The organism is Streptomyces lacrimifluminis (genome assembly GCF_014646095.1).
Taxonomy (GTDB): Bacteria; Actinomycetota; Actinomycetes; order Streptomycetales; family Streptomycetaceae; genus Streptomyces; species Streptomyces lacrimifluminis.
The window spans coordinates 182,923-200,641 of sequence record NZ_BMMU01000005.1; the positions used below are offsets into that span (position 1 = coordinate 182,923).

Consider the following 17,719-nt stretch of genomic DNA (forward strand, 5'->3'; position numbering starts at 1 on the left):
CTGTACGAACTCGGCTTGTCCGAGGACGAGATAGCCGAAGCGCGGGAGTCCCGCCCGCTGGTCGTTGCTCAACAGGCAGCGGACGCACCGGGCGCATATTTCGACGTGGCAGCCGCTCGGCGAGCCATCGACGCTATCCAGTCGTTCAAGCACACCAAAGGCCGTTGGGGTAACGCGAAGCTGCGGCTGGCACCCTGGCAAGTGGTGTGGGTTATCGCCCCGATCTTCGGTTGGCTCGCCTATGACCCTGAGTTGGGGCGCGCGGTGCGGGTCATCCGCTCGGCGTGGATCGAGGTTCCGCGGAAGAACGGCAAGTCCACCTTGTCCAGCGGCATCGGTCTGGTGCTGTTGCTCGCGGATCGGGAGATCGGGGCGGAGGTATACGCGGCTGCCGGATCGCTTCCACAAGCCGAACGCGTCTTTGACGACGCTAAGCGTATGGCTCTGACTTCCCGAGCCGTACGGGGCCGCGTAGAGGTTCTGCGAGGGCTCATCCGTGTTCCGCGGACGGGCGGCATCTTCCGTGCACTGTCCAAGATTGCCGAGACCGCCCACGGGCTGAACGTGTCCGGGGCGATCGTCGATGAGGTCCACGTGCACAAGCGGCGGGACCTTATCGACGCCATCGAGACCGGTACCGGCGCGCGTGATCAGCCGCTCGTCATCTACATCACGACCGCTGATGAGGGCACCGAAGGCAGCATCTACGACGAGAAACACACGTACACCCGCCGCTGTGCGGACGGCATCGTGTCCGACCCCGGTCACTACGGAGTCATCTGGGCAGCGGAAGAGACAGACGACCCGTTCGCCGAGAGCACGTGGCGTAAGGCCAACCCCGGGTTGGGTGCATCCCCCTCACTCGCGTACATGCGCCGTGAGGCCAACAAGGCGCGGAGCACGCCGAGTTACTTCCCGACGTTCTGCCGCTTGTCCCTCAATCGCCGGATGCGGGCTGCCTCACGGTGGCTGCCGCTGTCTCTGTGGGACGCGAACAACGGACCGGTCAACGACGCGTCGTTCCGGTACCGGCGGGCATGGGGCGGGGTCGACCTCTCCGCGGTGTCCGATCTCTCGGCGTGGGTGCTCGCGGTCGAATCCCGCGTGCCCGGTGTCGAGTTGGAACTGATCGCACGGTTCTGGCTGCCCGAGGAACGCGCGGACGAGTTGGAGCAACAGCTACAGGTACCCATCCGGCAGTGGGCTGCCGATGGTCTGCTCACCCTCACTGAGGGCGACGCCATCGACTATGACGCCATCGAGAAACAGATCATCGAGGACTGTCGCCGGCTGGACGTCCAGCGGATCAGCTATGACCGGATGTTTGCCGGGCAGCTCGTCCAGCGCATCGAGGCCAAGACGCGCGGAGTCGACGTCGTACCGATCGCACAGACCTACTTGGGCATGTCGCCCGGCTGCAAGGAACTTGAACGTCTCTTGCGCGAGGGGCAGATACGTCACGGGGGTAACCCGGTGCTCCGCTGGAACGCGTCCGTGGTGGAGGTCTACCGGGACGGCAACGACAACATGCGACCGGTCAAGCCGGACCGCGGGAAGTCATCCGCCCGTATCGACGGCATCGCCGCTGCGGTCATGGCACTGGACGGCTACGTGCGAAGACCGCTGAAACGTCCTCGCGCTGCGAGTGCCTAACACCCCGTTCGGGTTCCTGCCGACGGGGCTTTTTCATGCCCAAGGGGGGATGCATGGCGGAGACTCCGCTACAGATGACTGTCCGGCTCCGCGCGAAGATTGAGCGCCGGAAGAACGAAGCCCGCAAGTGGTCGGACGCGTACGAGGGTAAACGGCCGCTGCTGTTCGCGAGCCCCGAGTTCAACGCCCAAGCCGGGGAGCTGTTCAAGGACTTTTCCGATAACTGGTGCGCGACCGTTCCGGACGCCACCGTTGAGCGGCTGATGCCGATCGGCTTCCGGCTGGAAGACGGGTCCATTGATCACGCTGCGGGGAAGGCATGGCGACGCTCGGAATGTGATGTTGAGATCGGTCTAGCGCTGTTGGAAGCGCTGATTACCGGTCGGTCCTATGCCCTGGTGTGGAAGCCGGACGGGATCACGACAGAGATCACGTTCGAGCACGCCGCGAACGCGATTGTCGATTATGTGCCTGGTCGTCGTCGGCTCCGCTCGGCGGGGCTCAAGACGTGGCGTGACGGGCAATGGGAGTTCGCAACGCTGTTCACCCCGGACATGGTGTACCGGTGGCAGCGGCGAGGGCGTAGTCAGGAGTGGACGGGCCGCACCGTGGGACTGTCCCGCGGCGAGCCCTCACACGTTCCCAACCGGCTCGGTGTGGTGCCCCTGGTCGAACTCCCCAACCGGGCACGGCTGCACGGAAAACCGCGCTCCGAGCTTGTGACGGTGCTGCCGCTACAGGATGCGGTCAACACCTTGTGGGCCCACCTGATGACCGCGAGCGACTATCTAGCGCTTCCGGCTCGGGCGGTGCTCGGCATGGACCGGCCCGTACGGGAGATCGTTGACCCGGAGTCCGGGGAAGTCGTCGGCGAGGAGGACGAGCCGCTAGACCGGTTCCGTTCGGACCGTCTGCTGTGGCTGGAGAAGGACACCGCGCGTATCGCGGAGTTCTCTGCCGCTGATCTCGGCAACTATCTCAAGGTCATTGACGCTGCGGTTGAACACATCGCTTCACAGACTCGCACCCCCGCCACGTACCTGACGGGGCAGCTCGTCAACGTCTCGGCGGACGCTCTCGCGGCTTCCGAAGCCGGGCTAGTCGCAAAGGTCATGGAGCGCCAACGGCACTTCGGTGCGGGGCTCCGCGAGATCATGCGGCTTGAAGCGCTGGCAGCCGGCGAGGACAAGCGCGCGGCTTCCCTCGCGCTCGGTTCCGTGGTGTGGCGTGACCCTCAGTTCCGTTCGGACTCGCAGTACTCGGATGCCCTGGTCAAGTTGAAGTCCATCGGGGTCCCGGACGAAGCGCTGTGGGAGCGGATTCCCGGTGTCACCCCGGACGAAATCGACCGGTGGAAGCGGATGCGCAACGACCAGGCCGCGGCAATTCTCGGCGGAAGCATCGCCGATCTGTACGGCCCGAAGCCCGACCAGGACGAGCCCGCGGACGAGCTGCCGGACGCCGCGTAATGAGCCGTGCGACAGAGCTAGCGGCAGCCCGGTACTTGGAGACGCAGAGCATCGCGCGGGGCGTTGTGGCAGCCGTCCAAGCCCTTTGGCGGGACGTGACTCCGGACCGCATCTTGTCCGCCATGCAGGGCGAGACCGGACGGCAGATCCTCGCCGCTGTGATGGCGGGGCAGCTCTCCGCAGCACAAGGGGCGCAAGCCTTTGTCACGGCGTCCATGCTCGCCCAAGGTGCGGCAGCCGGCCCGGTCGCCTTGCTCAATCCGGGGGCTCTGGTCGGCATTGCGTCGGACGCTCGTCCGCTCGCAACTCTGCTGTACCTACCGGCGATTCGCACCGCGCAAGCCCTCGCGGCGGGACAGTCCGCGGAAGTCGCTTCCCTTGCCGGGCTGAATCAGATCGCAACCATGGTGGGCACGCAGATAGCGGACACCGCGAGGGCGGCAACGTTCGTTTCCATGGCTGCCGAGCCCCGCTGTATCTCGTATGTGCGGGTGGTCAAGCTGCCCGCGTGTGTCCGCTGCATTCTGCTGTCCGGTCGCCAGTACAGCTACTCAACAGGCTTCAAGAGGCACCCCCGCTGTGACTGCGGTATGGAGCCCATGACGGATGCCGAGTGGAAACAGACGAGCACCCCGGAAGCCCTGGTGCGGCAGATGAGCCCCGAGGAACAGCGGAAGCGGCTCGGACCCGCAGGGGTCAAAGCCCTTGAATCCGGGGCGGACTTGGGGCAGATCGTCAATGCCCGCCGAGGAATGGCAACGGCTGTCGCCGGACGGGGACCGCTAAAGGTCACCACGGAAGGCACCACGAAACGCGGGATCGGCGGTAAAGCGCTGAACTCGGGTTTCGAGAAACAGCCCGGCAAGCGATACGAGCGCGCCAAGGAAGCCCGGCTGATGCCGGAAACCATCTTCAAACTCGCTGGTGACAACCGCGAGCACCAAATAGCCATGTTGAAGAAACACGGATACATCACATAGGGGGCCCACATGCCAGAGAACCCGAACCCGAACGGTCCGGAGCCGAAGCCCGGCGAGGGTGACCAGGGCGAGCCGAACCAGGGCGACCAGGGCAACAAGCCCGGCGACCAGGGCGAGCCGAAGCCGAGCGACCAGGGCGGGGACGAGCTGTCCGCCGAGCGCACTGCCCGAGCTGCCGCGGAGAAGCGCGCCGAGACCGCCGAAGCCGAAGCAACTCGGCTCCGCCGGTCGAACGCTGCACAGAAGCCGGGCGACCTTGACGCACTCCGCGAGGAGATCCGGACCGAGTTCACGGGGCAGCTCGTCCGCGCGGAGATCCGAGCGGCTGCCGCTGGTCGGCTCCGTGATCCGGCGGACGCTCTCGCCCTGGTGGACGTGGCCGGACTGGTCGGCGAGGGCGGGGACGTGGACACCACCGCGGTAACTGCCGCGCTGGACCAGCTCGTCAAGGACAAGCCGTATCTTGCGCTCGCTGCGGACACCGCTTCGACGAGCCCGGCCCCGTGGGGTGACGTGGGCTCGGGGCAGCGCGAGAGCACCGAAGTGAAGGACGAGCCCGCCACCCCGTTTGACCGGCTCCGGGACGCGTACGGCGCGGCCGGCTAACCCCGCACCACACCTATTCCAAGGGTCACACGCAACGTGTGCCCCTTTTTTCATGCCCAAATGGAGGGGTAATCCATGGCGCTTTCGCTCGCCGAGTCCGCCAAGCTCAGCACCACAGATCTTCAGCGCGGTGTCATCGAGACGTTCGTGCAGGAGTCCAGCATTCTGGACCGTATCCCGCTGATGCCGATCGAGGGCAACAGCTACAGCTACAACGAAGAGGCCACGTTGCCGGGCGTGGCTTTCCGAAGCGTCAATGAGGCGTACACCGAGAGCACCGGCACGGTAAACCAGAAGTCGGAAAGCCTGGTCATTCTCGGCGGGGACGCCGACGTTGACCGTTTCATCGTCCAGACCCGCGGCAACCTGAACGACCAGCGAGCCGTACAGACCCGCATGAAGGTCAAGGCAGCCGCGTACAAGTTCCAGGACACGTTTTTCAACGGTGACGTGGCGACGGACGCCAAGTCCTTTGACGGTCTGCGCAAGCGGCTGACCGGTGCTCAGGTTGTCTCCGCGGGCACGAACGGCGCTCCGATCATCGGTGCGGGGGCCGATGACTCGCACAAGTTCTTCGACCTGATGGACGGTCTCGTTGCCGCTGTGCCTGGTCTGAACAGCTCCAACGGTGCCATCTACGCCAACCGGCTGGTGATCGCCAAGGTACGTTCCGCGGCGCGTCGCATCGGCGGCTTCGAGATGGTCAAGGAAGCGCTGACCGGAAAGCTGGTCGCCACGTACAACGGCATTGCGCTGCTCGACCCCGGCCAGAACGCGGCGGGCGCGGACATCCTGCCGCAGACCGAGACGCAGGGCTCGGCAACGGACGCGTCCAGCATCTACGCCGTGCGCTTCGGCCAGACCGAGGACGACCAGGCCGTGACCGGTCTCACCAACGGCGGGGTCATGGTCGATGACCTCGGACAGCTTGAGACCAAGCCCGCGTACCGCACCCGCATCGAGTTCTATTGCGGGCTCGCCGTGTTCGGCGGCAAGGGTGCCGCACGCCTTAACGGCGTTCTCGCCAAGTAGCCGGAAGGGGTTCGGAATTGCCGCCGCGCAAGCGTGCCGCAGCGTCCGCCCCGAAGATCCCGCACACGGATTCGTGCACCGCCCCGACCCGGATCGAGAGCTTCCCGGTTCTCGACTCGGACGGGGTGGCACGAACCGTCACGCGGTGTCTGGCGTGCGCCGCTCAGACAGTCAAGTAAGAGGGGGCCGGTATGGAACTGCCCGCCCTCGCCACGTCGGACCAGTTGGCCGCGTGGATGCAACGCGAGCCGGACGAGCTGCCCGAGTCGGTTCCGCTGGTGCTGGACGTGGCGTCAGCCATCGTGCGCCGCGAAGCCCGGCAGTCATTCACCAGGGGCACCAGCTCGGCGCTGCTGTACCCGCGCGAGGGGTGGGCCGTGCTTCCGCAACGTCCCGTGGTCTCCGTACAGGGGGTGACGGTGGCCGGTAAGCCGCTCGCCCCGGACCGGTGGCAGCTCGTCCGGGACCGGGTGCGCGTGCCCGACGACCAGCCCGTGACCGTCTCCTACACGCACGGGTATGCAGCCGTGCCCGGTGATGTGCTCGCGGTCGTGCTCACCCTCGCCGGCCGAGTGCTCACGAACCCCGCCGATCTCCGTCAAGAGTCGGTCGGCTCCGCGAGCGTCACCTACTCCGCCGAGACCATCGGGGCATCCCTCGCCTCCGCGGACCGGGACCTACTCGCCCGGTACCGCAAGCGCGTAGCGGTGGTGGGGCTCCGGTGAGCGTCCACTACGCCCAAACCGTCGTGCTCCTACGCGCGCCGTTCCTGGTGGACCGGTACGGCAACACCACGTCCGTACGCGATTGGGCGAACGCCACCAGGACGACCGTCCGGCGGGTTGCCGTCCAGCCCGACGCGTCCACCGAGGACGAGGGAGACCGCCCCGTTGTGGTCTCCGGGTGGCGACTGATCACCCGCCGCGGAGTCGACGTCGACCTAGCACCAGGGGACCGGGTGGTTGCACTCGGGCGGTTGCTGGACGTGGACGGCGACGTTGCCCGCTGGACGCTCTCGGGCCGACACCACCACACCGAAGTCCGCCTAAAGGAGGTGTCCGGGTGAGCCAACGCTTTCGCCCGAACCGGTCCGGGATCAACAGCCTTATGCGCACGCCCGAAACGGGGGCCGAAGTGCGCCGTATCGCCGAGCGCATCGCGGAGTCTGCGGGCTCGGACGGGGGCGACTTCCGCACCGACTCGGCACTAGGCACCCGCCGTTGGCGTGCTGCCGTGATCGGCAACTACGAGAAACAGCGGGATGCGGAAGGCACGCGCCGGGCACTGCTCCGCGGGCTGGACGGTGCCGATTGAGTCGCCCCGTCATCGTCATGCCGGACGCTGTGGCCGTGGTGACGGGCTATCTCCGCTCTGCCCTCGCGGCAGCCGGCGAGCCCGTCCCCGTGGTGTCCCGCATTCCCTCGCCCCGCCCCTCGCGGTTCGTCCGTGTGGAACGGCTCGGCGGACTGCAACAGACGGTTGTGTCGGACCGGGCCCGGCTGGACTTCCACGCGTGGGCAGCCACCGAAGCCGGCGCGCACGACCTTTGCGCCCTGGTGCGCGGGCTACTCGGGGCGATTCCCGGTGTCCGCGACGCGGTGACGGTCTACACCGTGACAGAAGTCGGGGGCCCGCAGTGGCTACCCGACCCCGAGTCGTCACAGCCTCGCTATGCGTTCGCCGCGGAAGTCCACATGCGCGGACGAGTTGCCTAGCCTATTCGCCTACTTCCGTCATCATCCAAAACCGTCTGCGCAGTGGTGATGAACTCTTGCAATATTTCGTCCAGTTCGTGACCTTCAAAGGTAATAGCTGCAAGCATCACATTACGCTGCATGATTGTGTCCTCGGGCATCGTGCGATGCATCCAGAAGTTGTCTGAATGGATGCGACCCTCCCCCTGGACGCCGAGAACGGTAATTTCGTATTCCGTGGCTTTTCGCCGAACTTTTGATGCAGCCTTCTGTGCACTCTCGGGACCGAGTACGGAGACAGTCAACCACGCCTCTTTGATTCGTGCCTTTATTTCGGCAACCTGTTCATTAACTGGACTGGTCGCAGTCTTGGGAAGGTCAATGAGAGTGGTAACGGCGTCAATGAATTGGCGGTATGCCTCATAACGGGGCTGCCTCCTATCTTTTCGGTGTTCGACACGTGCAGTGATTCTTGCGGCTTCCCGCTGCGCCCACCCAGTAGCAAAAGCGGCGCCGGTAGTTGCTGCCGCGCCTGCCAGTGCGCCGCACACTGCGGCCAATCCTGCGTCCATAGCTGGGGATTCTATCGCCACGCGTCAAGCATCGTGGATCACCCATTGCATATTACTTACTCCGAGGGGACACCCATGCCTCTAAACGCTAACGCCGTGCGCGTTGCGATTACCGGTGCCGCGTACGTGGCTCCGCTCACTTCCACCAAGCCGACCGATGCAACAACCGCATGGCCGAGCACCGCAACCGATATCGGCTGGATCTCGGATGACGGCATTACCGAGTCCAACTCTGCCGACACCACGGAAATCAAGGGATGGCAGGGTGGGCAGACCGTCCGAAAGGTCATCAGCTCGTCCGAGATGACGTTTCAGTTTACCGCCATCGAGACGAGCAAGACCGTTCTTGAGCTGTATCACAAGGGCTCAAAGGTGGTCACCACGTCCGGCAAGTCCGTGCTTGCGGTCAAGGCACCGGGACCGGACCGGCGACAGTTCGGATTCGACGTCATCGACGGCAATTCGCACGTCCGCATTGTCGTCCCGGACGGCGAGGTTACCGAGACCGGCGATATCACGTACAAGGGAGACGAAGCCATTGCGTACGAGCTGACCATTACCGCATATCCGGGTGCGGACGGCGTGGTTGCCATCAAGTACAGCGATGACCCGTCATGGGGTGCGGAACCCGAAGCGTAAGCAACCCGCAAACGTCTAGAAAAATCTCAGGGGACCTTTTGGCCGCCCGAGATTCAATCCGAGGTCGCATCCTCTACAGATGCTCGGATATCTAGAACGGTATCTGCTCCTGTGATTTCCAATACCCGCCGTAGCTGCGGAGGTGGTGAGACCAGTCGAAAGCTCGCCTGTTGACGAATAGTCAGTAGCAGATTCAAGAACGAGGAGTCTCCGAAAGTAACCGCTGACACGTCCAACACAACACACGGCTGCTTCGCGGCAGCGTTATGCAGCGCCTCGGACAACTGGCCCAAAGTGTGGGCGTCGTACTCCCCGTAGGCGACGACCACCCCGATGCCGTTCACGTCGTACTGCATCACCGCCCCAGGCTGCCCCACGGGTGCTCCCACCTGGGAAGATGCCCGTCCGCGCTTGCTTCCCGCGTCAGTCATGGCAGCAATTATGCCCCACCTGCGCGCAGTCGACGAGACCCCTCAGAGGACTCTCATTCTCCCCTTACCAGCCGAGACGGCCCGATAGGGGAAGGGAAGGGCCGATCCAAAACTTTCGGAGAATCATTTCCCGCACCCACGTCTTTCCCCCTTTGTGAACGCGCGGGGCTGGCCGGAACTGGTGGGACCAATTCGGCCGAGCCGAAGCGACGTGACTGAGGTCAATCTAGAAGGGAAACGCAGTGAGCGATACTTTCAACCTTGACGTATGGATCAATGAGGCTCGGCGTGAGCCTTTCCGGTTCGAGGTTTCCGGCCGTACCTTCGCGCTGACCCCGGCGGGTGAGCTGGACAAGAGCATTCTTAAGAGCGTCAACGTCAGTGCGCCGAGCCCCGAGGACATTGAGTCCTTGCTTACCGCGGGTCTCGGTGACCAGTGGGCCCGCTTCGATGAACTGCCCCTGCCCCTCGCCGCGCTCGGTGAGCTGTTCCGGCAGTGGCAGAACCATGAGGGTGCTCCGGTGGGGGAATCGCCGGCCTCTGCCGACTCCTGACAGAGCACGGGGAGGCCATAGAAGCCGACTTCCAACGCTACTACTGCACCGATATTCGGGACCTGTTCCGGCCCGGTTGCGGGCTCACATGGCGGCGGGTGCGCGCCCTGGTGGTGAACCTTCCCGCCGAGTCCGCGCTAGGTCGGGAAATGGCCGGAGAAGATTCCGGCTGGACCCTGGAAACACAGCTACTCGCCGCACTGCATGACCGGCTCGCCGAAGCCAATTGGCAGCGAGGGAATGCCGGGGCCAAGTCCCCGAGCCGGCGCCCCCTGCCGATTCCGCGGCCCGGTATGCGTTCGGATCGCATCGGCCGGACCACGCGAAGCCCCCAGGAAGTTGCCGCATATCTCGTGCAGTTCCAGCCGGGAACGGGGGGCGACTAATGGCCGTGGAAGTCGGAATGGGCTATGTGTCGCTCGTTCCGGAAGTGCAGGGATTCGCCGGGGAACTGCAAAGACAGGTAACCGGCCCGTCCGAAGCGGCAGGACAAGAGGGCGGGCAGACAGCCGGCGAGGGCTTCACCGGGAAAATGGGTGGAGTCCTAAAGGGCGGTCTTGCTGCTGTAGGTATTGCCGCTGCGGCAGTCCTCGCAAAAGGGTTCATGGATGCGCTGGACCAGACAGCCATTAACGGCAAGATCCAGGCATCCCTAGGCAGCACACCAGCCGAAGCGAAACGATACGGCGAAGCCGCGGGACAGCTGTACGCCCATGGCATCACGGATTCCGTGGAGGATGCCGCGGCGGCGGTCTCCGGAATCATGCGTGCGGGCATCCTTCCGCCGGAGGCGACGAACGCCCAAATCGAAGAGATAACCGGCAAGGTGTCCAACCTTGCCGACACTTTCGAACTGGACCTAGGGCAGACAAGTAATGCCGTCGGGCAGATCCTTAAAAACGGTCTGGCGAAGGACGGCACGGAAGCCCTGGATATCCTCACGGCGGGGATGCAAAGGATGGGTCCGCGTGCCGATGATATGGCGGACACGTTCAACGAGTACAGCACGAAATTCCGTGATCTCGGGCTGAGCGCTGCCGACGCAATGGGGCTCATGTCTCAGGGTCTGCTGGCTGGTGCACGAGATACGGATATCGTCGCCGACGCGCTGAAAGAGTTTCAGATCAGGGCGACGGACGGCAGTAAGGCGAGCGCGGAAGCCTATACGGCTATTGGGCTGAATGCCGAGGAGATGACCCGCAAGATTGCTGCGGGTGGTCCTGGTGCCAAACAGGGATTGCAGCAAGTCCTAGACGGCATTAAGGCCATTAAGGACCCTGCCGAACGAAGCGCGGTAAGCGTTGGGCTATTCGGAACGACGAGTGAGGATCTGGGGCAGGCGCTTTATGCTCTGGACCCGTCCACTGCTGTCAAGGCAATGGGTGAAACCGCCGGGGCTGCCGACCGTATGGGCGACGCGCTACACAACAACGCGTCAGCCAAGATCGAACAGTTCAAGCGGACTGCCCAAGTTGCTCTGTCGAATTTCATCGGCAACGAAGTATTGCCGCCGCTCATATCCTTTGCATCGACCGCCAGAGATGTACTAGGACCCGCTCTCAGTACCGCAAAGGATATGGTCGGGGGTTTCCTCGGCTCGTTCGCTTCGGGTGCCGGGGGTGCGTCCATAGCCGGGCTCGGACAGACGGTCATGGGACTCGGTATCTCCATTCGCGATACTCTCGCACCGAGCGTGTCCGCGCTGGTAACGCAATTCCAAACCAGCGTTCTTCCCGCTCTACAGGGCGTTTGGTCCGTGGTTTCCGGGCAGATCATCCCGGCAGTCATGGCGCTTTACGGGGCCATTTACGGGGCGCTCGCACCGGTCTTTACGAACCTCGCCCTGATCTTCACGCAGTACCTTTACCCCGCCGCTATGCGGATCTATACGGCGATCCTGGAGAACCTACAGCCGATCCTTGCGGCACTGGCCAAATTCGTGACCACACGGGTTGTGCCCGCCGTGCAGATGATCGGCCAGAAACTCTCTGATCTCGTACAGAAAGCACAGCCCGTCATTTCCGTGGTGTCCACGATCATTACGTGGGTCGCACAGCTCGCGGCCAAAATCCTCGGTGCCGTGATTCCGGTCGTACTGCGACTCGCCGGCCCGGTGTTCTCTGCGCTGTTCTCGGCGCTGGGTACCGGTATCGACTGGATCGGCAACGTCATCGGGTTCGTGGGAAAGCTCGGCACGGCGTTCGTCGACAGCGTTCGTTTTATTGCCGAGTTCGGACGGCAGTCCCGTAAGAAGATCGCGGAGTTCACGGACTATATGCGCGGTCTGCCGGGACGGATCGGAAAAGCGCTCGGCAGCTTCGGGCGGCTTCTGGTCGACCAGGGCGCGGACCTGGTGCGCGGTCTGTGGGAAGGCGTCCGCAATATGGGCGGATGGCTCCGGGACAAGTTGATCTCTTGGGCCAAATCTTCCATCCCCGGACCGATCGCCGACGCACTTGGGATCAACTCTCCGTCCACGCTCATGCGGGACCAGATCGGCAAGTGGATTCCCGCGGGTGTCATCGACGGAATCGACCAGGGGCAGCGGAAGTTGGACGCTCGGGTTCGCATGATGGTGCAAGCCCCGAGCCACTTCCGTGTGCCGAAGTGGACAGCCCCCGCACCGAAGTACGACCCCACGCAGCATGAAGATTTCTGGGACTTCCTGACGGAGGTCAAGAAGCTGAATATGCGGGACATCGTGTTGCGTGTCGGGGAGCAGGAACTAGCCCGCGTTGCGGCGCTCGGAAAACGTCAACTCGATAGGAGGTGAAGGCAGTTGAGTATGTGGATCGGTCGTCCCGGGAGTCTGCGTGAGATCCGGGACGGTGCGTCCAGGTTCGAGCGTTCGCCCGATCTCGGGGTGTCGGAGTTCCGGGCGCTGGGCGGGGGTGTGACCACGTGGGTTGCGCCCGTCAAGCCCCGGCGGCTGGTGCTGTCCTGGTTGGCCATGGAAGGGGACGACGTGGCACACCTTGACCGGCTCGCCCGGCGGATCGGCGGGAACGGTCCGATAGCCGTGCTGGACCCGCTCGCCGCGAATCTGTTCAAGCCCGCTCAGGCGGACGCCACTACGGACGCGCTGATCACGGCGTGGTTCCTGGCGTCCGCGGCGGGAACGGGCTCGGTCGCATTCGACCCCGGGGCGCTGGTGTTCACGTTCAAGCCCACCACGGCAGACGGGGCAGTCGGATGGGCGGGGACCGTGTTCGGCAACTATCCGGCTGCCCCCGGCATGCGGGTGAGTCTCGCGGCTCCGCCCGCCTTTCCTGCCACGTCCACAGTCAAGATCGATTGGAAGACGACGAGCGGAACCCACGTCGCCACGTCGTCGGCAGTCGGACGGGTGCTGAACGCGGTTGCTCCCGCGGGGGTGGGCTCGTTCACGCCCGTGGTGGTGCCCGGAGCCGTGGGGACGTACTCGCTCGCGGGTGCGTGTGTAGCCGTCGACAGTACGGCCGTGGCGGGCCGACCGGGCGAGGGCTGCCCCGCCTACAGCATTACCGACTACACCCATGCGGCAACGTCGGGGAACGGCGCTTATCGGGACATCGGGCTGACGCTGGTGGAGGTGACCGGTGCGGCCGGCTGACAGTGCACTGATCACCGCGTTGAAGACGGGCGAGCGGCAGCTAGCACAGCAGACGCGATTGGGCGGCAAGGACATGTCCGCGCAAGTCCAGTCGTGGTCTTTGGAACAGAGTTACGGCACCGATCTGCCCGACGCGATGCGCGCATTCAGCGGCTCGTCCAGCGCGTCACTGTCGCTGACGCTCGCCGGGACCGACACCACCAGTGCACCCGCGCTGTACGGGCCGTGGGCTCCGCGCTCGTCGGGGGATGCGGTGCGCCCGGGACAGTCGATCGTCCATCGTTGGGGACTCGGGGGCAGCACGATTCCGGGCTTCCGTGGCAGTCTCCGGGCCCGCTCGGCACAGTCCGGACGGACGCCGTACAGGTGTCTGCGCTGGACGGAGCCGAGCGGCTACGGATGCCCGCACAGCTTCCGCGCCCCTCGGGCGGCATCGACTCAGACACGCCGTTCGGGGCGTCAACCAACTGGGTTGCCAGTCCCGGATGGTGTGTGGACCACCTGCTACGCAACGCGGGAATTCACACGTGTCCGCCCCCGCGTACGGGTGCGCTGCTGTACGCGAGTCTCCACGGGGGTGCAGCGGCCAACGTCGGCTATCTCAAGAGCCTTTCGGGCGACTGGTCGCAGTGGACCAAGACGAACGCGCCGTGGGAGTGCGCCGTACAGGGCTCGTCCGCGGGGACGACCAAGGCGGAGTATGCGCCGCTGGTGCGGGCGGTCAACCGCAACCACACGGACGGCTTCTGGTACGAGGTGTGGATAGACAACACGGGGGTCACGTCCGGGGACCGCAGCATCGACCTTTCTCTGTCGTGGGTGCCCGCCAACCTGACCCCCGTTTACACCACGCTCCGAGCCGACTTCGCCGCTGGAACGGTGACGTTCTTCAACGGCACCAACGCCACCCCGGCAAGCAACTCGTCAACGACCTGGACGGTTGCCGCGCTGACGCAGCAGTCCGGGCGCTGGCACTTCGGAATGTGGCTCACGTTCTCGTCCACGGGCGTTCCCACCGTTGAAGGGACGGTGCAGTACCCGAACGGCAGCGGCCTCATCCTGTTGCCGGGAACCATCGGCAGCGCCGTGCCCGCGGGTGCCATGGGAAACGTGATCCTGCGTATCGGCGGGATGCGGGTGGAAGCCCTACAGGTCTCGCAGTTGGCCGCGAAGCCGGCGACGCGCGACGAGATCATGCAGAACGGGAGGTGGAAGAAAGCAGCGACGCTCGATGCGCCGGACACCCCGTTGCGCGTGGTTCCCGTGATCAGTGGGAGTGCGTGGGAAGCGATCACGTCGATAGCTCGGGCCACGCTGTCCACGGCGGAGTTCGACGGGGACGGCATCTTTCGGTGGCGTAGCCGTAGCCGCTGGTCGACCGCCCCGAGCGCGGAGAACCTTACGGTGACGTCGGAACGCGAGTTGGCATCGCTGACGATCACGGAAGAGATCGACGCGTGCCGTAACCACTGCTCGGTGAAGTGGGCGAACTGGTCCAAGGTCAAGGCCAACAAGTCATGGACCAAGGCAGCCGCGAACGTCTTTCAGATTCCCGCCGGGGGCTCGTTCAGCATCGCGTGGAGCATCGGGGACGACGAGTTGGACACTCCGCCCCCGTTCACCTACACCGACGCGCTGCCCGACTGCATCCGGTTCGTCAACGCCAACACCGACACCGCGGCCATGGTCTACGGAGCGGTGGAAGTCGGGACACGTCGGGAGAACGGCACGCTCGTGCTCTCGATGCGCAACCGCAGTGCTTCCGCGGTGTGGCTGCGTGGGGCGACCAGCGGCGCGGCTTCGGTCGTGTTGCTGACACCGAGCATCGACAGTGGGGCAGCCCCCGCAGACAACTGGTCGGCTGCCTGGAACACGACCAGCCAACAGGCGTACGGGGTGCAGGCATTCGAGCACGACCCCGGCGGCTGGGTGCAGGACTCCGCATCCGCTACGTCCCTCGCGACCGCGCTGCGTACGGCGGGGGCGTATCCGTATCCGTTGCTCGGCAACGTCGAGATCCTGCCGGACCCCCGGCTACAGCTCGGGGACGTGGTGCGCGTGGTCGACACGACCGGGGCCGCGCTGAACACGCTTGCGTGGGTGATCGGGATACGGACAGCCGGCGAGGGGACCGCCGTGCGGCAGACGCTGACGCTCCGGGCTACCGCGTACAACGGGGTTCCCGTGGATGCCGGACTGACCCCGGACCCGCCCGTTGATCCGGCGGTGACTGTGTAAAGGGGGGATGGATGACACAGGAAGAGATAGAGGCACTGGCCCGGCAGATTGCCGCGTTGCTGCCCGGCTATCTGCTCTACCGGGACCCGCCGCAAGTGGCGGTCGGCTCGCCGGAATCGGAAGTCGGGGCAGGCTCCACGGAGATCACGGCCGTGGAGGTGGACCAGGTGGCGCCCAATGAGTGACGACCAGGACGAGCCGCTAGGGGTCCGGATCGGCGCGCGCGAGATCTACGACGAAGTGGTGGGGCTCCGCGAGGACGTGCGCTCTCTCGGGCAGGCAGGGGAGAACGTGACCGAGACGCTAGAGGATCACGAGACGCGGATTCGGGACCTGGAATCCGAGCGGGGGAAGTTCGTTCTTCCCGTCGCCGTGGTGACCGCCGTTGCGACCGTGGTTGCCGCCGGGCTCGCCGTGGCCAAACTCGCGCAGTAGGCAGCCGACCGGCCCAACAAGACCAAGCACACCAGCCCCGTCCGGGCGATATCCGGGCGGGGCTTTTTCATGCCCTGGAGGGGACAGCATGGCCAAGTTTTCGGGTGCCACGTGGCGACCGATTCCCATCAACTACACCGAGGGCGGACAGAGTTCGGTCCGTGGCCTGGTGGTGCACATCATGGCGGGCACGCTCGCCGGAACCGACTCGTGGTTCCGCAATCCCAAGGCGCGCGCGTCCAGCCACTTCGGCACCGGTAAGGCGGGTGCGCTCTATCAGTGGGTGGACACCGCGGACCGCGCATGGGCTCAGGCGGGCGGCAACACGTCGTGGCTGTCCATCGAGGACGAGGGGCAGGGCGGGGACGAGCTGACGTCCGCGCAGATGGACCGGATTGCGGAAGTGTTCGCATGGGTCCACAAGACGTACGGCGTGCCGCTTCAGGTGGCGTCCGGCCCGAACGGCAAGGGGCTCGGCTATCACGCCATGGGCGGCTCCGCATGGGGCAGTCACCCGAGCTGCCCCGGCTCGCGGATCATCGCTCAGCTTCCCGAGATCGTGACGCGCGCCAAGCGCATTGCCGCCCCTGCGGCCCCGACGTTCGCCCCGTTCCCCGGTGCCGCGTTCTTCAAGAACGCTCCCCGCTCGGCGCTGATCACAGCCATGGGCAAGCGGCTCGTTGCCGAGGGCTGCGGCAAGTACTCGACCGGCCCCGGTCCGCAGTGGACCGAAGCCGACCGGAAGTCCTACGCGGCTTGGCAGCGCAAGCGCGGGTTCACCGGATCGGCTGCCGATGGCTGGCCCGGCAAGACCACGTGGGACGCACTGCGGGTTCCGCGCGGCTGACAACTCCCCGTGAGCGGTGCCCCGTCCGGCGGGGACCAGCTCGGGAACGCAAATCCAAAACGTTCACGCACAGCAACAACAGGGGGAACCCATGCCGCAGTTCATCAAGACCCATCCGGCCCGTATCTACGCCGTGTTCGTCGCCGCTCTCGCGCTCGTCGTCCACTACGCGCCGGATCTCCCGTCCGCGCTGATTCTCGGTCTCGCCGCTGCGGTGCTCGGTGCCGGTGAGGCTGTCCAGCGCACCGAGGACGCCAAGACCACCACGGCCGGCGAGCACCAGGACGACGACCAGGCGACCGCCGAGTGAGCTTCCGCCATGTAGCACTCATGGGCCGGGCGGGCTCCGGTAAGGACACCGTGGGGGCTCGGCTCGTCTCGCGGTTCGTGTTCGCTCGCGTCGCGTTCGCGGACCCGCTCCGGGCCATGGCTCTGTCCGCAGACCCGTTCATTGGTTACGAGCCCACGGGTTACGGGCCACTGCCGATCCGGCTGTCTGACGACGTGCGCCGCCACGGGTGGGACCGAGCCAAGCAACGGCCCGAAGTGCGACGCACGTTGCAGCGGCTCGGGCAGTCCGTCCGGGACCAGGACGAGGATTTTTGGCTTCGGCTCGCCCTCGCGAAAGTGGACGTCGCCGAGCGCTGGAACCTGCCCGTGGTCGTGACGGACTGCCGGTACGAGAACGAAGCCGAAGCGCTCACCGCTCGCGGGTTCCTTCTGGTCCGCGTGGACCGTCCGGGCGAGCACGGACCAGCCGGCGAGGACGAGCGGCAGCACACCAGCGAGACCGAGCTAGCCGACTATCCGGCGGACGCCGTGCTCACCAACGGGGGCACCCTCGCCGAGCTGCACGCACTCGCGGACCAACTCGCAGTTCCCCGCTGACACCAGCGCGAGGGATGACGGGATGACGCTCCGACCCCCTCTTTGGTTTTCTCTCTATTTTTTTAGACGCATACCAAAAAGGGTCCTAT

At 65.3% G+C, this 17,719-nt stretch carries 21 protein-coding genes; 19 read left to right on the forward strand and 2 right to left on the reverse strand.

All coding sequences use genetic code 11. The features are described 5' to 3' along the window. The first annotated feature begins 15 nt into the window (after positions 1-15). The 9 genes from IEY89_RS10765 (at position 16) to IEY89_RS10805 (ending at position 7,455) form a co-directional block, all read left to right on the forward strand. On the forward strand, positions 16-1,653 hold the full coding sequence (locus IEY89_RS10765) for a terminase large subunit (protein WP_229695143.1): 1,638 nt from the start codon (positions 16-18) through the stop codon (positions 1,651-1,653). Positions 1,654-1,706: 53 nt separating this feature from the next. Next, positions 1,707-3,122 (forward strand): phage portal protein, encoded by a 1,416-nt coding sequence (locus IEY89_RS10770; RefSeq protein WP_189147096.1) that lies wholly within the window; start codon positions 1,707-1,709, stop codon positions 3,120-3,122. A 122-nt stretch (positions 3,123-3,244) separates the two neighbouring features. Beyond that, positions 3,245-4,102, forward strand: a complete 858-nt coding sequence (locus IEY89_RS10775) for a VG15 protein (protein ID WP_229695144.1) — start codon at positions 3,245-3,247, stop codon at positions 4,100-4,102. A 9-nt stretch (positions 4,103-4,111) separates the two neighbouring features. Next, positions 4,112-4,708 carry a hypothetical protein gene (locus tag IEY89_RS10780; protein ID WP_189147098.1) on the forward strand — a complete coding sequence of 199 codons (597 nt, stop codon included), beginning with the start codon at positions 4,112-4,114 and terminating at the stop codon, positions 4,706-4,708. 75 nt (positions 4,709-4,783) lie between these two features. Next, the gene (locus IEY89_RS10785; protein ID WP_189147099.1) at positions 4,784-5,740 is read left to right on the forward strand and encodes a major capsid protein; all 957 of its coding nucleotides are present in this window, start codon (positions 4,784-4,786) and stop codon (positions 5,738-5,740) included. Between the two features lie 191 nt (positions 5,741-5,931). Further along, the gene (locus tag IEY89_RS10790; RefSeq protein ID WP_189147100.1) at positions 5,932-6,465 is read left to right on the forward strand and encodes a hypothetical protein; all 534 of its coding nucleotides are present in this window, start codon (positions 5,932-5,934) and stop codon (positions 6,463-6,465) included. Then, positions 6,462-6,806, forward strand: coding sequence for a hypothetical protein (locus IEY89_RS10795; RefSeq protein WP_189147101.1), 345 nt, complete (start codon positions 6,462-6,464; stop codon positions 6,804-6,806). The genes IEY89_RS10790 and IEY89_RS10795 overlap by 4 nt, the downstream gene beginning before the upstream one ends. A gap of 41 nt (positions 6,807-6,847) precedes the next feature. Beyond that, a complete protein-coding gene (locus IEY89_RS10800; protein ID WP_189147102.1) occupies positions 6,848-7,054 on the forward strand; it encodes a hypothetical protein in 207 nt (68 codons plus the stop codon). 17 nt (positions 7,055-7,071) lie between these two features. After that, complete coding sequence (locus IEY89_RS10805) at positions 7,072-7,455, forward strand: hypothetical protein (protein WP_189147103.1); 384 nt, start codon at positions 7,072-7,074, stop codon at positions 7,453-7,455. On the opposite strand, the gene IEY89_RS10810 is transcribed toward IEY89_RS10805, so the two are convergent. Continuing rightward, positions 7,452-8,006 (reverse strand): hypothetical protein, encoded by a 555-nt coding sequence (locus tag IEY89_RS10810; RefSeq protein WP_189147104.1) that lies wholly within the window; start codon positions 8,004-8,006, stop codon positions 7,452-7,454. The two genes, IEY89_RS10805 and IEY89_RS10810, sit on opposite strands and share 4 nt — an antisense overlap. A gap of 75 nt (positions 8,007-8,081) precedes the next feature. On the opposite strand from IEY89_RS10810, the gene IEY89_RS10815 reads away from it, so the two are divergent. Then, positions 8,082-8,645: a phage tail tube protein gene (locus IEY89_RS10815; RefSeq protein WP_444545540.1), complete on the forward strand. Its 564-nt coding sequence runs from the start codon at positions 8,082-8,084 to the stop codon at positions 8,643-8,645. Positions 8,646-8,698: 53 nt separating this feature from the next. On the opposite strand, the gene IEY89_RS10820 is transcribed toward IEY89_RS10815, so the two are convergent. Further along, complete coding sequence (locus IEY89_RS10820; RefSeq protein ID WP_189147106.1) at positions 8,699-9,076, reverse strand: STAS domain-containing protein; 378 nt, start codon at positions 9,074-9,076, stop codon at positions 8,699-8,701. A 242-nt stretch (positions 9,077-9,318) separates the two neighbouring features. Between IEY89_RS10820 and IEY89_RS10825 the strand changes: the two genes are divergently transcribed. The 9 genes from IEY89_RS10825 to IEY89_RS10865 all read left to right on the forward strand — a co-directional run bounded on the left by IEY89_RS10825 (position 9,319) and on the right by IEY89_RS10865 (position 17,630). Continuing rightward, positions 9,319-9,630 (forward strand): hypothetical protein, encoded by a 312-nt coding sequence (locus tag IEY89_RS10825; RefSeq protein ID WP_189147107.1) that lies wholly within the window; start codon positions 9,319-9,321, stop codon positions 9,628-9,630. A 385-nt stretch (positions 9,631-10,015) separates the two neighbouring features. Beyond that, positions 10,016-12,403, forward strand: coding sequence for a phage tail tape measure protein (locus IEY89_RS10830; RefSeq protein ID WP_189147108.1), 2,388 nt, complete (start codon positions 10,016-10,018; stop codon positions 12,401-12,403). A gap of 6 nt (positions 12,404-12,409) precedes the next feature. Continuing rightward, positions 12,410-13,222 carry a hypothetical protein gene (locus IEY89_RS10835; protein ID WP_189147109.1) on the forward strand — a complete coding sequence of 271 codons (813 nt, stop codon included), beginning with the start codon at positions 12,410-12,412 and terminating at the stop codon, positions 13,220-13,222. Positions 13,223-13,714: 492 nt separating this feature from the next. Beyond that, entirely contained in the window at positions 13,715-15,460 is a 1,746-nt protein-coding gene (locus tag IEY89_RS10840; protein ID WP_189147110.1) for a hypothetical protein, read from the forward strand. Positions 15,461-15,471: 11 nt separating this feature from the next. Then, positions 15,472-15,645 carry a hypothetical protein gene (locus IEY89_RS10845; RefSeq protein ID WP_189147111.1) on the forward strand — a complete coding sequence of 58 codons (174 nt, stop codon included), beginning with the start codon at positions 15,472-15,474 and terminating at the stop codon, positions 15,643-15,645. Beyond that, complete coding sequence (locus tag IEY89_RS10850) at positions 15,638-15,895, forward strand: hypothetical protein (RefSeq protein ID WP_164409521.1); 258 nt, start codon at positions 15,638-15,640, stop codon at positions 15,893-15,895. The genes IEY89_RS10845 and IEY89_RS10850 overlap by 8 nt, the downstream gene beginning before the upstream one ends. Before the next feature lie 88 nt (positions 15,896-15,983). Next, on the forward strand, positions 15,984-16,742 hold the full coding sequence (locus IEY89_RS10855; RefSeq protein WP_189147112.1) for a peptidoglycan-binding protein: 759 nt from the start codon (positions 15,984-15,986) through the stop codon (positions 16,740-16,742). Between the two features lie 91 nt (positions 16,743-16,833). After that, entirely contained in the window at positions 16,834-17,052 is a 219-nt protein-coding gene (locus IEY89_RS10860; RefSeq protein WP_189147113.1) for a hypothetical protein, read from the forward strand. A gap of 116 nt (positions 17,053-17,168) precedes the next feature. Beyond that, positions 17,169-17,630, forward strand: coding sequence for a deoxynucleotide monophosphate kinase family protein (locus IEY89_RS10865; protein WP_229695145.1), 462 nt, complete (start codon positions 17,169-17,171; stop codon positions 17,628-17,630). The last annotated feature ends 89 nt before the right edge of the window (positions 17,631-17,719 follow it).

Bases quoted from the DNA above. Each gene is read 5' to 3' on its own strand.
- IEY89_RS10770 (WP_189147096.1), top strand. From the start codon at position 1,707: ATGGCGGAGACTCCGCTACAGATGACTGTCCGGCTCCGCGCGAAGATT.
- IEY89_RS10775 (WP_229695144.1), top strand. From the start codon at position 3,245: ATGCAGGGCGAGACCGGACGGCAGATCCTCGCCGCTGTGATGGCGGGG.
- IEY89_RS10780 (WP_189147098.1), top strand. From the start codon at position 4,112: ATGCCAGAGAACCCGAACCCGAACGGTCCGGAGCCGAAGCCCGGCGAG.
- IEY89_RS10785 (WP_189147099.1), top strand. From the start codon at position 4,784: ATGGCGCTTTCGCTCGCCGAGTCCGCCAAGCTCAGCACCACAGATCTT.
- IEY89_RS10790 (WP_189147100.1), top strand. From the start codon at position 5,932: ATGGAACTGCCCGCCCTCGCCACGTCGGACCAGTTGGCCGCGTGGATG.
- IEY89_RS10800 (WP_189147102.1), top strand. From the start codon at position 6,848: ATGCGCACGCCCGAAACGGGGGCCGAAGTGCGCCGTATCGCCGAGCGC.
- IEY89_RS10805 (WP_189147103.1), top strand. From the start codon at position 7,072: ATGCCGGACGCTGTGGCCGTGGTGACGGGCTATCTCCGCTCTGCCCTC.
- IEY89_RS10810 (WP_189147104.1), bottom strand. From the start codon at position 8,006: ATGGACGCAGGATTGGCCGCAGTGTGCGGCGCACTGGCAGGCGCGGCA.
- IEY89_RS10815 (WP_444545540.1), top strand. From the start codon at position 8,082: ATGCCTCTAAACGCTAACGCCGTGCGCGTTGCGATTACCGGTGCCGCG.
- IEY89_RS10820 (WP_189147106.1), bottom strand. From the start codon at position 9,076: ATGACTGACGCGGGAAGCAAGCGCGGACGGGCATCTTCCCAGGTGGGA.
- IEY89_RS10830 (WP_189147108.1), top strand. From the start codon at position 10,016: ATGGCCGTGGAAGTCGGAATGGGCTATGTGTCGCTCGTTCCGGAAGTG.
- IEY89_RS10845 (WP_189147111.1), top strand. From the start codon at position 15,472: ATGACACAGGAAGAGATAGAGGCACTGGCCCGGCAGATTGCCGCGTTG.
- IEY89_RS10850 (WP_164409521.1), top strand. From the start codon at position 15,638: ATGAGTGACGACCAGGACGAGCCGCTAGGGGTCCGGATCGGCGCGCGC.
- IEY89_RS10855 (WP_189147112.1), top strand. From the start codon at position 15,984: ATGGCCAAGTTTTCGGGTGCCACGTGGCGACCGATTCCCATCAACTAC.
- IEY89_RS10860 (WP_189147113.1), top strand. From the start codon at position 16,834: ATGCCGCAGTTCATCAAGACCCATCCGGCCCGTATCTACGCCGTGTTC.
- IEY89_RS10865 (WP_229695145.1), top strand. From the start codon at position 17,169: ATGGCTCTGTCCGCAGACCCGTTCATTGGTTACGAGCCCACGGGTTAC.